14 protein-coding genes are annotated in these 13,874 nt (G+C 43.4%); 12 read left to right on the plus strand and 2 right to left on the minus strand.

The features are described from left to right. Positions 1 to 4 precede the first annotated feature (4 nt). The 3 genes from LGT40_RS09515 to LGT40_RS09525 all read left to right on the plus strand — a co-directional run bounded on the left by LGT40_RS09515 (position 5) and on the right by LGT40_RS09525 (position 4,653). The gene (locus tag LGT40_RS09515) at positions 5 to 781 is read left to right on the plus strand and encodes a DUF1223 domain-containing protein (protein WP_226071858.1); all 777 of its coding nucleotides are present in this window, start codon (positions 5 to 7) and stop codon (positions 779 to 781) included. 1 nt (position 782) lies between these two features. Beyond that, positions 783 to 2,180, plus strand: coding sequence for a siroheme synthase CysG (cysG, locus tag LGT40_RS09520; protein WP_226071857.1), 1,398 nt, complete (start codon positions 783 to 785; stop codon positions 2,178 to 2,180). A gap of 139 nt (positions 2,181 to 2,319) precedes the next feature. Next, positions 2,320 to 4,653, plus strand: coding sequence for a TonB-dependent receptor (locus LGT40_RS09525; protein WP_226071855.1), 2,334 nt, complete (start codon positions 2,320 to 2,322; stop codon positions 4,651 to 4,653). A 54-nt stretch (positions 4,654 to 4,707) separates the two neighbouring features. Here LGT40_RS09525 and nadC read toward each other — a convergent pair whose 3' ends face one another. Next, positions 4,708 to 5,553, minus strand: coding sequence for a carboxylating nicotinate-nucleotide diphosphorylase (nadC, locus tag LGT40_RS09530; protein WP_226071853.1), 846 nt, complete (start codon positions 5,551 to 5,553; stop codon positions 4,708 to 4,710). An 84-nt stretch (positions 5,554 to 5,637) separates the two neighbouring features. Here nadC and ampD point away from each other — a divergent pair, with 84 nt between their 5' ends. Beyond that, positions 5,638 to 6,189 carry a 1,6-anhydro-N-acetylmuramyl-L-alanine amidase AmpD gene (gene ampD / locus LGT40_RS09535; protein WP_226071851.1) on the plus strand — a complete coding sequence of 184 codons (552 nt, stop codon included), beginning with the start codon at positions 5,638 to 5,640 and terminating at the stop codon, positions 6,187 to 6,189. A 42-nt stretch (positions 6,190 to 6,231) separates the two neighbouring features. On the opposite strand, the gene bamJ is transcribed toward ampD, so the two are convergent. Then, positions 6,232 to 6,855, minus strand: a complete 624-nt coding sequence (gene bamJ, locus LGT40_RS09540) for a BamJ family beta-barrel-assembly machinery protein (RefSeq protein ID WP_226071849.1) — start codon at positions 6,853 to 6,855, stop codon at positions 6,232 to 6,234. Positions 6,856 to 7,100: 245 nt separating this feature from the next. Between bamJ and LGT40_RS09545 the strand changes: the two genes are divergently transcribed. The 8 genes from LGT40_RS09545 to LGT40_RS09580 all read left to right on the plus strand — a co-directional run bounded on the left by LGT40_RS09545 (position 7,101) and on the right by LGT40_RS09580 (position 13,796). Continuing rightward, the gene (locus LGT40_RS09545; protein ID WP_226343196.1) at positions 7,101 to 7,580 is read left to right on the plus strand and encodes an SUF system Fe-S cluster assembly regulator; all 480 of its coding nucleotides are present in this window, start codon (positions 7,101 to 7,103) and stop codon (positions 7,578 to 7,580) included. Then, positions 7,573 to 9,021, plus strand: a complete 1,449-nt coding sequence (gene sufB / locus LGT40_RS09550; protein ID WP_226071845.1) for a Fe-S cluster assembly protein SufB — start codon at positions 7,573 to 7,575, stop codon at positions 9,019 to 9,021. The genes LGT40_RS09545 and sufB overlap by 8 nt, the downstream gene beginning before the upstream one ends. An 80-nt stretch (positions 9,022 to 9,101) precedes the next feature. Continuing rightward, positions 9,102 to 9,875, plus strand: coding sequence for a Fe-S cluster assembly ATPase SufC (sufC, locus tag LGT40_RS09555; RefSeq protein WP_226072168.1), 774 nt, complete (start codon positions 9,102 to 9,104; stop codon positions 9,873 to 9,875). Further along, the gene (gene sufD / locus LGT40_RS09560; RefSeq protein ID WP_226071843.1) at positions 9,872 to 11,176 is read left to right on the plus strand and encodes a Fe-S cluster assembly protein SufD; all 1,305 of its coding nucleotides are present in this window, start codon (positions 9,872 to 9,874) and stop codon (positions 11,174 to 11,176) included. The genes sufC and sufD overlap by 4 nt, the downstream gene beginning before the upstream one ends. After that, positions 11,169 to 12,392 (plus strand): SufS family cysteine desulfurase, encoded by a 1,224-nt coding sequence (locus LGT40_RS09565; RefSeq protein ID WP_285229307.1) that lies wholly within the window; start codon positions 11,169 to 11,171, stop codon positions 12,390 to 12,392. The genes sufD and LGT40_RS09565 overlap by 8 nt, the downstream gene beginning before the upstream one ends. Continuing rightward, on the plus strand, positions 12,392 to 12,838 hold the full coding sequence (gene sufU, locus LGT40_RS09570) for a Fe-S cluster assembly sulfur transfer protein SufU (protein ID WP_226071842.1): 447 nt from the start codon (positions 12,392 to 12,394) through the stop codon (positions 12,836 to 12,838). Before LGT40_RS09565 ends, sufU begins: the two co-directional genes overlap by 1 nt. Before the next feature lie 4 nt (positions 12,839 to 12,842). After that, positions 12,843 to 13,178 (plus strand): SUF system Fe-S cluster assembly protein, encoded by a 336-nt coding sequence (locus LGT40_RS09575; protein ID WP_226071840.1) that lies wholly within the window; start codon positions 12,843 to 12,845, stop codon positions 13,176 to 13,178. Positions 13,179 to 13,628: 450 nt separating this feature from the next. Continuing rightward, positions 13,629 to 13,796, plus strand: a complete 168-nt coding sequence (locus LGT40_RS09580; RefSeq protein ID WP_226071839.1) for a hypothetical protein — start codon at positions 13,629 to 13,631, stop codon at positions 13,794 to 13,796. Positions 13,797 to 13,874 lie beyond the last annotated feature (78 nt).

Below are 13,874 nucleotides of genomic sequence, written 5' to 3' on the forward strand. Positions count from 1 at the left end.
CGAAATGAACCTGTCCATCCGCTGCATATTCTGGCTTATGTTCTTTTTGCCATTCAACGTCCAAGCCGTCGATCATTGGCAGGCTTCCAGTGGTATTAAACACACAGCAGTACTTGAACTATTTACCTCCGAGGGATGTGGTCTTTGTCCTCCTGCTGAAAAGTGGTTATATCAACAGCAACGAGCAAAACTTGATTATATTGTTTTAGGTTTTCATGTCGATTACCTAAATGATAAAAAAGGCTGGGTGGATGTTTTTGCAAAGCCGGTATTTTCCGAAAGACAAAAACAATTGGCTCGTCTAAACAGATATCAGACCATCTATACTCCCGAGTTTGTTTTGAGCGGAGAATCCTTACCTAATTGGCGGGAAAACCTCAATGAAGCGGTTAGCTTTCTCAACGAATTTGATGCTCAGGCGCAGATTCATTTAAGTGCTCATCTCATTGAAAATAAATTGATGGTTGAGAGCCAAAGCCTGGTTACGGGTGAGGAAAATCGCCGTCATAGCCATCTTTATATTGCCATCACTGAGAATGATGTAAAAAGTGTTGTCCATGGCGGAGATAATGCCGGGCAAACCTTTAACCATCAAAATCTGGTACGTGAATGGTTAGGTCCAATTGAACTGGATGCGACTGGAGAAACCTTTATTGAACAACAGATAAAACTGGCTCCAGAATGGCAACAGGACAAACTGAAGCTCGTGGCACTCATTCAAAATTTATCTGATGGCTATATTCTGCAGGCTGTCGAATTACCCTTAACACAACAGAAGTAAGATGGATTATTTACCAATATTTATTGATTTGAAGCACCGGCAATGTCTGGTGGTTGGTGGTGGTGACATTGCTGCCCGCAAAGCAGCATTACTATTAAAAGCTCAAGCATCCGTTAGTATTGTCGCCCCAGAAATTTCCGAAATGTGCCGTCAACTGCTGGATGATGATCGCTATGTGGGAAAAATAGAATGGATTAACGCGAAATTTTCTCCCACCTATCTTGGTGAGCAAATACTCGTAATCGCTGCCACCGACGATGAAAATGTCAATCTGCAAGTCTATCAGGCAGCCAAGGATCGAAAAATTCTCGCTAATGTCGCCGATCAACCGGAGATGTGTGATTTTATTCTGCCATCGGTTTTGGATCGTTCACCTATCGTGGTAGCGATATCCAGCGGAGGACAATCACCTATTCTGGCCAGACAACTGCGCGCCAGATTGGAAACACTGATTCCACCGGCATACAGTAAATTGGGTTTGCTTGTCGGTGAGTATCGTGAGCGGGTTAAAGCCAAGTTTGGTCAACTCAAACAGCGTCGTCGTTTCTGGGAGTCGGTTTTACAAGGGCCGGTAGCGGACCATGTGTTAGCCGGACGTGATGGGCTTGCTATTAAAACACTTGAGTCTTTAATTGAAGAAACGAGTGATAATGCGCTGCAACACGGCGAAGTTTATCTGGTGGGAGCCGGTCCCGGCGATCCCGACCTGTTAACATTTAAAGCCTTACGTTTGATGCAGCAAGCAGATGTAGTTTTCTATGATCGTCTTGTCAGTAAAGAAATCCTGGCCTTAGTGCGTAAAGAAGCTGAAATGGTTTATGTCGGCAAGCAGCGAGCCTGGCATAGCAAACGTCAGGATGAGATTAATTTGTTATTACTGGAGCATGCTCAGGCTGGTAAACGGGTTCTTCGTCTAAAGGGGGGCGATCCATTTATTTTTGGTCGTGGAGGTGAGGAAATTGCCACATTGGCCGAGCAAAAAATTCCTTTTCAGGTTGTACCCGGCATCACTGCTGCTTCGGGTGTTGCTTGTTACTCAGGAATTCCCTTAACACATCGGGATTATTCGCAAAGTTGTGTGTTTGTAACGGGGCAGTTAAAGGAAGGTGAATTGGATTTAAACTGGCAGGCCTTAGTTCAACCCCGGCAGACTGTGGTTGTTTATATGGGCTTGGCAGGCCTTGATATATTGAGCCAGCAGCTTCAAAGTCATGGTATGAGGGCAGATATGCCTGCGGCCTTGGTACAGCAGGGGACAACTGAAAACCAACAGGTTTGGGTTAGTACCATTGCAGAGCTTCCTGATTTGGCAAAAAAACAACAACCTGTCGCACCAACGCTACTTATCGTCGGTGAAGTCGTACAATTGCACAATCAACTGTCCTGGTTTTCTCAATAAAATCAGTAGGTTAATCTTCCCGACATGTTTTAGGAATTTTTCCTAATTCTATGTGTGAAACGCCATGCTAGCATCGCCCCACGCTTCATAAGAAAGCGATATAAAAAATTAAGACAAAATATTAATCTGGGAGATTAAAATGGCGATTCCATTTCGACGCAGCGTCCTACCTGCGTTACTTGCTACTGCAATAGCACCGGGAGTCAGCTTAGCGGCTGAACCGGATCTTCAACTTGAAAATATCGAAGTTATTGATACCACACCAATAGGCGGTGTAGGTCTTGATGCAAATAAAATACCGACTAAAACACAATCTGCCGATGCTGATGATATTGAACGAGTTCAGAGTTTGGATATTTCTGATTTGCTCAATAGAACAATGGGTAGTGTCAATATTAGTTCAGCACAAAATAATCCATTTCAACCGAACCTAAACTATCGTGGTTTCACTGCTTCTCCACTAGTGGGTAGTGCTCAAGGACTTTCTGTTTATATGGATGGTATTCGGGTCAATGAACCTTTCGGTGACGCGGTTAATTTTGAGTTATTACCTGAATCCGCCATCGCCAATATTGATCTGATTTCAGGTTCTAATCCTGTTTTTGGCTTAAATACTTTGGGTGGTGCTCTTTCAATTAAAACCAAAAATGGTTTTACTCATCCAGGTCACAGTATTGAAGGTTATACAGGCTCTTTTGGCCGTGATTCCGGTACTATCGAAAGTGGCGGAAATGACGGCAATTTTGGATATTATGTTACTGGCTCAATTACTAAAGAGGATGGCTGGAGAGATTTCTCGCCTTCCAGAGTAGAGCAATTCTTTTCAAACCTAAGCTACCGTAACGAAACCAGTAGCCTGGATTTTGGTATTACTGCAGTAGATAGTGATTTGAATGGTAACGGTGCCTCGCCTGTTGAATTGGTTGATATTGATCGTGATTCAGTATTTACCCATCCCGATAATACTCAAAATCAATTAAGAATGTTCACCCTCAATGGCACGCATTGGTTGAATGATTCACTGATGATGGCTGCAAATACGTACTATCGCAAAAGCGATCGCAGCTCATTCAATGGTGATGGTGGTGAGTTTGAAGTAGATGGTGGTGGCACATTTGTTGACGATGATGGAAATATAAGAACTAGCGTGGGTGATATTAATATCGCTGATTTTAATAATCCAAACTTTGATGTTGATGTAGATGATGATGAAGTTGAAGGATTAGGATTAAATAACCAAAGCCAAACTGATCAGGATAGTTTTGGTTTTGGCTTGCAAACGACTTCTTTTAAGAATTTATTCGGAAGAGAAAACCAGTTAACAGTAGGGGTTTCCTACGACAAATCTGATGTAGATTATACTGCCAGTTCAGAGATCGCTTATTTAACCGATACTCGAGGCACTGTTGGCACTGGTATTAATTTATTGGATGAACAGGTAAATGGTAAGGTGAATACTGATACTTACAGTATCTTTTTCACTAATACGCATAGTCTCACTGATAGATTGGATTTGACTGTTGGTGGTCGTTATAACTGGATTGCCATTGATATTTCGGGCACCAGTAAAGCTGGTGAACAAGACCTGAATGAAACTGGTAATACCCACGACTTCAAACGCTTTAACCCATCAGTTGGCTTGACTTATGAACTGAAAGAAAATCTGACCACCTATGCTAGTTATAGCGAATCGAATCGTGCACCTACCCCATCAGAATTAACCTGTGCAGAGGGGGGTGAGAATTCATGTGCTTATCCAAATGCGTTTTTGGCCGATCCGCCATTGGAAGATGTTGTAGCTAAAACGATTGAAGCTGGTTTTAGAGGACTCAATCATGGGGTTAACTGGTCCGCGGGAGTGTTTTACACTGAGCTTGAAGACGACTTGTTCTTCTTTAATGAAGCAGATGATGACTCACCTGTTCTCAACAAAGGTGTATTCGATAATATTGATAAAACATCTCGGACAGGTCTTGAGCTGAGCGCTAACGGTGCGGTAAATAGATTGAGCTGGTTCGCTCATTATGCTTACATCCGTGCTGCTTTTGAAGATGACTTTGCTTATAACCGTGAAGTTGATGAAGAGGATACAACCTTTTTTGTCAGCAAAGGTGATCGCTTACCAAACTTACCTGAACACAATATAAATATTGGTCTGGATTATGCGGTAACAGAAAAGCTCTCATTCGGATCTACGGCTTCTTACCGTTCAAGCCAATATTTCCGTGGTGATGAAGCTAATGTTGATAAGAAAATTGAAGGTTATACCGTTGTCAATTTACATAGTCGATATAAAGTTACTAAAAACTTCGAGCTATTTGGACGGGTAGATAACGTCTTTGATAGTGAATATGAATCCTTTGGCTTATATGGTGAGCCAGGCGAGGCTGGATTAGAGCAGTATGAAGATCCACGCTTTGTCGGTGCTGGTGCACCAAGAGCGGGTTGGATTGGCTTTAAAATTACACTTTAATCCACTCAATTGTTCAGCAGAAAAGAAAGGCCGCTATATGCGGCCTTTTTTATTTCAATCAATAAATCGCATTGATAGATCAACGGAGAGTAAATCTTTGGTCAATTGACCGACTGAAATTCTATCAACCCCTGTTTCAGCGATAGCACGCAATGTGTCGATATTCACCCCGCCAGAAGCTTCCAGGGCCACTTTGCCCTGGGTGACTCTCACAGCGTCTCTTAGCATCTCTAACGAAAAGTTATCCAGTAAAATAATATCTGCAGCCGTGCCTAGAGCCTGCTGTAATTCATCCATAGTCTCCACTTCAATTTCAATAGAAACATTCGGATGCAAAACTTTGGCTTGGGTGACTGCTGCAGTAATGGATCCGGCAGCAAGAATATGATTTTCTTTAATTAATATGGCGTCATACAATCCAAACCGATGGTTTACTCCACCACCACAACGTACCGCATATTTTTGCCCGAGTCGTAGACCTGGCAATGTTTTGCGAGTATCCAGTAATTTTACAGGTAAGTCTTTGATAATATCCGTATAACGCTTTGTCTGGGTAGCTGTACCGGAAAATGTCTGCAAAAAATTCATTGCGGTGCGCTCGCCGCTCAACAATGCACGTGCATTACCGGAGAGTTCACATATCACCGCATTTTCGCGTAATTGATCGGCATCGTTAAAAAACCAGTTGATATCAATATTTGGATCCAGTTGCTTGAAGACCTCATTAAACCAGTCTCGTCCACATAAAACTGCCTCCTGACGACTAATTAATCTGGCTTTGGCTAGTGCATTTGCCGGAATAAGATCGGCAGTGAGATCCTGTTGACCAATATCCTCCAGTAAAGAGAGTTTGACTTGCGAGGCAATAAAATTTGCCGGAATGAAATTTTGAATTGTCATAGTGTTAGAGGTTCAATTTAAACAGAGGATAGGGTAACTGTTAAAGCTCTGATAATCTATTCGAAACCTAGGTTGGAGAGATGTGTGATAATCAACAGGCAAAGTGGATGGCTGGATGCGGCGGAGATTTTACCTTCACCAAATTATGATGATCGTCCAGATGAGACGGATATAAGCGGTATCATCATTCACAATATCAGTTTACCGCCTGGAAAGTTTGGCGGAGGTTGGATTGCTGATCTTTTTCTCAACCAATTAGATCCTGATGCGCATCCTTATTTTGCAGAAATAGCACATCTAAGGGTGTCATCTCATCTATTAATAAGACGAGATGGCGTCATCCAACAGTTTGTCCCCCTGCATAAACGTGCATGGCATGCAGGTGTATCTTGCTGGGAAGGACGTGAACGTTGCAATGATTTTACAATAGGCATTGAAATGGAAGGGGATGATGAAACGGCATTTATGGAAGTGCAATATCAGCAACTTGCTAAAGTAAGCAAGGCATTGTTTGCGGCCTATCCGTTACTATCAAAGGAACGAATAACCGGACATGAACATATTGCCCCTGGGCGTAAAACCGATCCGGGTCCACATTTTAATTGGATATATTTAAACCAATTATTACAGGCATAAAAAAGCCGCCCGGAGGCGGCTTTAGTTGACTTTGAATGATTATCACTGCGTGATCGCAATCAGCTCGATATCAAAAATCAATGTTTCGTTAGGACCAATCATCTCACCGGCACCTTGTGGACCATAGGCCAGATTACCCGGAATAACGACGCGCCATTTGGCACCTTCTTTCATCATCTGTAAAACTTCCTGCCAGCCTTGAATAACACCATTTACAGGGAAGGTGGCCGGTTCGCCACGCTGAATAGAACTGTCAAAAACAGTACCGTCAATTAAAGTCCCTTCGTAATGCGCGATGACTTTATCAGTGGCTTTAGGTGTAGCACCATCACCTTCTTCAATGATTTCATATTGCAGACCACTGTCAGTTGTGACAACACCGTCTTTTTTCGCATTTTCTGCCATATAGGCTTTTGACTCGGCTTGTTTTTTATTCATCATTGCAGCGAGTTCTTGAGATTTTTTCTGCTGATACTTACCGATGATTTCCTGCGCTGTAGCCTGATCCATTTGTGGTTGACGGCCAGCCATCATGTCAGCAACGCCAGCACTGAATGCATCCATTTCCAGCTCTACGCCTTCCATCATCATTTGTTGACCGACTTGTATGCCGAAGATATAGCTGAGTTTTTGTTGTTCGGTATCGAGGGTGGCGTTTTCTGCCATTACATTAGCTCCAAATAAAACGGGAAGGAAAGCGAGATATTTCAGTTTCATGTCTTATGACTCTCAAATTTTAAGTAAAATAATTATGCTAGCGTGGGTTAGAGATCTTATCAGCCGCGAAGTTCGCTAAGCGATTGTCTCATATTTTTTCACAGCTTTCAGATTGAATAGCCGACTAATACACTTGGTTATTCAGTCAAATGATACTATAATGGTATCAATTGGGAGGGCGTGAAATGTTACGCATGAGTAAATTGACGGATTACGGCATTGTGCTGATGAGCTACATTGCCGAGCATCGAAGCAAACAGCATAGTGCGCACATGTTATCAGATGCAGTGCATATGCCATTGCCGACGGTGCGAAAAATTTTAAAAGTGTTATCCACTGGCGGGCTTTTGACTTCAGAACGAGGCGCGCAAGGCGGATATACGTTAAGCGGTGATCCCGCGAGTATTTCTGTTGCCCAGATTATCACCGCAATTGAAGGGCCGATAGCGCTGACAGAATGCGTGAGCAGTGTTTCTCATTGCGATCAGGAAACTCACTGCACCGTGCAGACAAATTGGAATCAAATCAACAACGCTGTATTTCACGCACTGGATGAGGTCAAGTTAGCCGATATGCTGGCACCTACTCTTTCAGCACCGCGGACAGTTCAATTTTACCCGCCCAATTACCGGGCAAAAGCAGTTACCTTACAGGATGGTGATCAACATGAATGATCAAACACAACAACTTGAAGCAATCACGCAGAAAGAATACAAAGCCGGGTTTTATACCGATATTGAATCAGAAAGTCTGCCGCCGGGTTTAAGCGAGGATGTCGTTCGCCAGATCTCGATGATTAAAGGCGAACCAGAATTTATGTTGGAATGGCGCTTGAAAGCTTATCGCCACTGGTTAACCATGGATACGCCTGAATGGGCACATGTGCATTATCCGGAAATCGACTATCAGTCGGTCAGTTATTACTCTGCGCCGAAGAAAAAAACTGATGGTCCTAAAAGTCTTGATGAAGTGGATCCGGAATTACTACGTACCTATGAGAAACTTGGCGTACCTTTGGATGAACGTGCACGTTTGGCCGGTGTAGCTGTTGATGCAGTCTTTGATAGTGTCTCTGTCTCAAATACGTTCAAAGATAAATTGGCCGAGCAGGGCATTTTGTTTATGCCAATCTCTGAAGCGATTCATGAGCATCCGGAACTGGTCAAAAAATATCTGGGTAGTGTTATACCCTACAAAGATAATTATTACGCTGCATTGAACTCAGCTGTGTTTACTGATGGTTCATTTGTCTATATCCCCAAAGGCGTGCGTTGCCCGATGGAACTGTCCACCTATTTCCGTATCAATGCGGCAAATACCGGACAGTTTGAACGCACATTAATCATTGCTGATGATGATTCTTACGTAAGTTATTTGGAAGGCTGTACGGCGCCAATGCGTGATGAAAATCAGCTACATGCTGCGGTGGTAGAACTGGTGGCTTTAGATCGTGCAGAAATTAAATATTCCACTGTACAAAACTGGTATCCCGGCGATGAAAACGGTAAAGGCGGAATTTATAACTTTGTGACCAAACGTGCGGCCTGCCGCGGTGAAAGTTCAAAAGTTTCCTGGACACAGGTCGAAACAGGTTCGGCTATTACCTGGAAATACCCAAGTGTGGTGTTGCAAGGGGACAATTCAGTTGGTGAGTTTTATTCAGTCGCTGTCACTAATAATATGCAGCAGGCTGATACCGGCACCAAGATGATCCATCTGGGTAAAAACACCAGCTCAACCATTATTTCCAAAGGTATCTCTGCAGGACGATCATCCAACGCCTATCGGGGTCTGGTTCGCATCGGACCGAATGCCGAAAATGCTCGTAATTACACCGAATGTGACTCGCTATTAATGGGTGATAAATGTGCGGCGCATACATTCCCTTATATAGAGGTGAAAAACCCGACAGCGCAGGTTGAGCACGAGGCTTCTACTTCAAAAATCAGTGAAGATCAGCTGTTCTACTGCAAACAACGTGGCTTGGATGTGGAAGACTCAGTCTCAATGATTGTGAATGGTTTCTGTAAACAAGTTATCCGTGAATTACCGATGGAGTTTGCCGTGGAAGCACAGAACCTGCTCGGTTTGTCGTTGGAAGGTTCGGTTGGCTAAACGTCGTACCCTAAAATAACTACATGTTGGGCAGGTCAGGCTGCGCAACCTATAAAAATGAATAGAGAATAATTATGAAAATGTTGGAAATCAAAAATTTACACGCATCAATTGAGGGCAAAGAAATTCTGCGTGGTATTAATTTGACGGTCAATGAAGGTGAAGTTCACGCCATTATGGGGCCAAATGGTGCCGGTAAAAGCACGTTATCCAACGTGTTAACTGGTCGTGAAGGCTATGAAATCACTCAGGGTGAAGTCATATATAAAGGTGAAAATCTGCTGGAACTCGAACCTGAAGAACGTGCCAGACGAGGTGTGTTTCTGGCGTTCCAATACCCAGTAGAAATTCCCGGTGTCAGCAACATCTATCTGCTTAAAGCAGCATTAAATGCCATTCGTAAACACCAAGGACTGGATGAATTAGATGCCATTGATTTCCTGACGCTGGTGCGTAGCAAAATGCAGCTGGTCAAAATGGATGAACAGTTTTTGCACCGTAGCGTGAATGAAGGCTTCTCTGGTGGTGAGAAAAAGCGTAATGAAATATTGCAAATGGCTTTGTTGGAACCGCAACTTGCCATAATGGATGAGACTGATTCCGGTCTGGATATTGATGCCCTGAAAACCGTTTCTGAAGGGGTGAATGCCTTGCGTAGTCCAGAACGTTCATTTGTCATGATTACCCATTACCAGCGTTTGTTGGATTACATTGTGCCGGACTTTGTGCATGTGTTATCTGAAGGCCGTATTGTTAAGTCTGGTGATAAAGAGTTAGCCAAAGAACTGGAAAAATCTGGTTATAGCTGGGTGCATGATTCACCTGAAGCAGAAGCCGAAGGTCAGCCTGCATGAAAGTATTAAAAGACATTCATACTGATTTTTCTGCCGTAGCTAACAGCCGAGACGTTATGGTGGCTGACAATGCTCGCTGGAAAACGTTACGTGAACAGGCTCAGCACCAATTCGGTCGTATGGGGTTACCTGGACGAAAAGAAGAGGACTGGAAATATACCAGTTTATGGCAATTGGGCCAGGAACAGTTTGTTCATCAGGTATCCCAACCTGGCCACGCTGATATTCACGAGCTGAAGCTGGTGGAAGATGCTTATCGTCTTGTGATTGTCGATGGTCGCGTCGATCTGACAGCTTCATCGATCAATGAGCTGCCGAGCGGACTTACGGTAACACCGTTATCACAATCTATTGACCGCGCCAGTGAGTTTCTCAATCAGCAAATCAATATGGAAAAGCCAGGATTCAATGCTTTAAATACCATGTTGATGAATGAAGGTATTTTCGTAGAGGTAGCCGAAAATACCAAGATTGATAAACCGATTGAGTTGATTGTGGTTAATAGTGGTCACACACTGCACTATGCGATGCATTTGCGGCATGTCATTGTGCTTGGAAAAAACAGTCAGGCTACTTTGATCGAAGTCTATGCTGGTAATGAGAAAGCGAACGGTTTGACCGATGTGGTGACAGAAGCCAATCTGGCTGAAAAAGCAGAACTGTTTCATTACAAATTACAGCGTGAATCATTAGATCACTTTCATGTTGCCACCATGGCGGCGACTCAGGCTACTGACAGTAAATGGCACAACACCAACATTTCATTGGGTGGAAAACTTGCCAGAAATGACGTGCACAGCCAATTACTGGGAGAACAATCCCATGTGACACTGAATGGTCTGTATCTGGTGACCGGTGAACAGCATGTCGATAACCATACTCGAATTGATCACAGTGTACCGAATACTACCAGTGAAGAAGTCTATAAAGGCGTACTGGATGAGCAAAGTCACGCAGTGTTTAACGGCAAAGTGATTGTGCATAAAGATGCACAGAAAACCGATGCTAATCAAAGTAACCGAAATTTGCTGTTGTCTCGCGGTTGTGAAATTGACACCAAACCGGAAATGGAAATCTATGCCGATGATGTTAAATGTGGTCATGGGAGTGCGGTAGGGCAAATTAACGAAGATCAATTGTTTTTCTTGAGAAGCCGTGGTCTTGATGCAGTCAGTGCCCGAAGCTTGCTTACATTTGCCTTTGCTGTCGAGGTCATCGATCGCATTGCTAATCAGGAGCTCAAGCAATCCATCACCCGTGTCATTGAAAAACGCTTACCCAAAGGTGGCGCTCATGAGTAATCTGAATATTAATGCCATTCGTGCAGATTTTCCGATTTTGCATCAGGAAATAAATGGCTTTCCATTGGTGTACCTGGATAATGCGGCTACCAGTCAAAAACCGCGTCAGGTGATTGAGGCGGTCAGTCATTATTATCTGCATGATAATGCCAATATTCATCGTGGGGTTCATAAGCTTAGTCAACGGGCCACCGATTTATACGAAGCGTCGCGCGGTAAAGTGCGTGAGTTTTTAAATGCCAACTCGGATAAGGAAATTATCTTTACCCGTGGGGCAACAGAAGCGATTAATCTGGTGGCTCAAAGCTATGTCAGGCCAAAGCTGCAGGCAAATGATGAAATCCTAATCAGTCATCTGGAACATCACGCCAATATTGTGCCGTGGCAAATATTATGCGAACAGACCGGCGCTAAACTGAAAGTCATTCCGATGACGCAGTCTGGGGAATTGGATTTAACGCATTTTGATGAAATGCTGACTGACCGCACGAAGATTCTGGCTATCGGCCAGGTCTCCAATGCGCTGGGAACGATCAATCCAGTTAAATCAATGACTGAAAAAGCCCATGCGAAAAATATTCCGGTATTAATTGATGGTGCACAGGCTGTGCCGCACATGACAGTCGATGTTCAGGATTTGGACTGTGATTTTTACGTTTTCTCCGGTCATAAAATGTTTGCCCCCACTGGTATTGGTGCGTTGTATGGACGTGAAGATCTGCTAAACGCCATGCCCCCCTATCAAGGTGGTGGCGATATGATTCTTTCGGTAAGTTTTGAAAAAACCATCTATAACGAGCTGCCAGCCAAATTTGAAGCTGGTACTCCCAATATCTCTGGTGTTATTGGTCTCGGCGCAGCAATTGATTACATGTGGCAGATAGGTATTGAAAATATTGCGGCCCAGGAGCATCACTTACTGGAGATTGCCACACGTAAAATCGAAGCTTTACCGGGGGTCAATATTATTGGTACCGCTGCTGAAAAAGCGGCTGTGATTTCTTTCATGATCGAAGGCGTGCATCCACATGATGTCGGTACCATTTTTGATCAGCAGGGTGTGGCGATTCGCACAGGCCATCATTGTGCTCAGCCGGTGATGGAATTTTACGATATTCCGGCGACAGCCCGTGCTTCATTTGCGTTTTATAACTCAGAAGAAGAAGTCGACGCATTGATTCAAGCGATACAAAAAACACAGGAGCTTTTTGCCTGATGAGTGATTTAAGAGAGCTTTACCAGCAAGTGATCATGGATCACAACAAACGCCCACGTAATTTTCGTGAAATTGAACATGCCAACCACCTTGCGCATGGCAATAATCCACTGTGTGGTGACAAGCTGGTGGTTTACGTCAAACTCAATGGTGAGGTGATTGAAGATGTCAGCTTTAAAGGCAGTGGTTGTGCTATTTCAATGGCCTCTGCATCGCTGATGACCGAAGCTGTAAAAGGCAAAACCATAGAAGAAGCCCAGGCTATCTATGAGCAGGTGCATAAATCAATGACCGGTGAGGAGACTGACCGCAACTTGCTAGGTAAGCTGGAAGTACTCAGCGGTGTCAAAGAGTTTCCCGCACGGGTAAAATGCGCGACTTTGTCCTGGCATACCGTGCATGCCGCGATTGACAGTGACCACGATATTTCGATTAGTACTGAGTAATTTTATGAATGACAATCAGGTACAACCATTTACCGCCGAAGAAATAAAAGAAGATGTTATTGAGATGCTCAAAACCATCTTTGATCCCGAAATTCCGGTAAATATTTACGAACTTGGCTTGATCTATGAGATTGATGTCAGTGATTCAGGCAATGTGGTTATTCAAATGACGTTGACCGCCCCTGGATGCCCTGTAGCACAGACCTTTCCCGGAGATGTCGAAAATAAAATCAGCAGCATTGCCGGGGTCAACAAGGTGCATGTAGAACTGGTCTGGGATCCACCTTGGACAAGAGACCAAATGAGTGAAGCCGCTCAATTACAACTGGGCATGTTTTAAATTTATTTTGAGCAGTTTGTTATTGACTGAATTCAGGCAAAAAAAAACCGTGGATAGGTCTATCCACGGTTAATCAGATCGCATGACCAATCTGAAGAGGTAACAAACTTTACGGCTACAGTAAGCAACTATTTCAGGGCAGCTCCCCGAGAAATCTCATTAGCAAGCTGTTGGAGCCAATCATAGTCATATGAAGCGCCACAGCATATAGGAGGAATTCCTTTTGTTGTTCTCGTTTGCTTAAAGGGATTTTCGCGTGTTCGGTAGTTAAGTAATTTTCGCACTTTGATATCTATCAAAATGAAAATTAAATTCATTAAAAAAGACTAGTCTAACTGAGCTTTAGCTCAATTCAATCGGCTGATTTCAAAAATAAGGAAAATATCCTATATGGGATATTTTCCCACTTGTCTACTATCCACTCATCATAATTAAACTGAGCCGGATGAAATGAACGTCGCCACCCAAACATCTTCTGAATTATTAAAATCCAAATTGATGGGGATGATAGATGATGTCTTAATTCATGATGGTTATGGTGATATTCATATCGAAGTCAAAATTCTCAAACGAGGGCAGAAAGAGGTCATCTTGCATTATGTAATAGCCCCATTTTAAAACGGACACTCAATTATTAAGCGATAGGCTTAGACCTATCTTTAAGGAGTGTCTATGGAACGTATTGAAATTTTTACT

Source organism: Methylophaga pinxianii, from assembly GCF_020447225.1.
In the GTDB taxonomy this organism is placed as follows: Bacteria; Pseudomonadota; Gammaproteobacteria; order Nitrosococcales; family Methylophagaceae; genus Methylophaga; species Methylophaga pinxianii.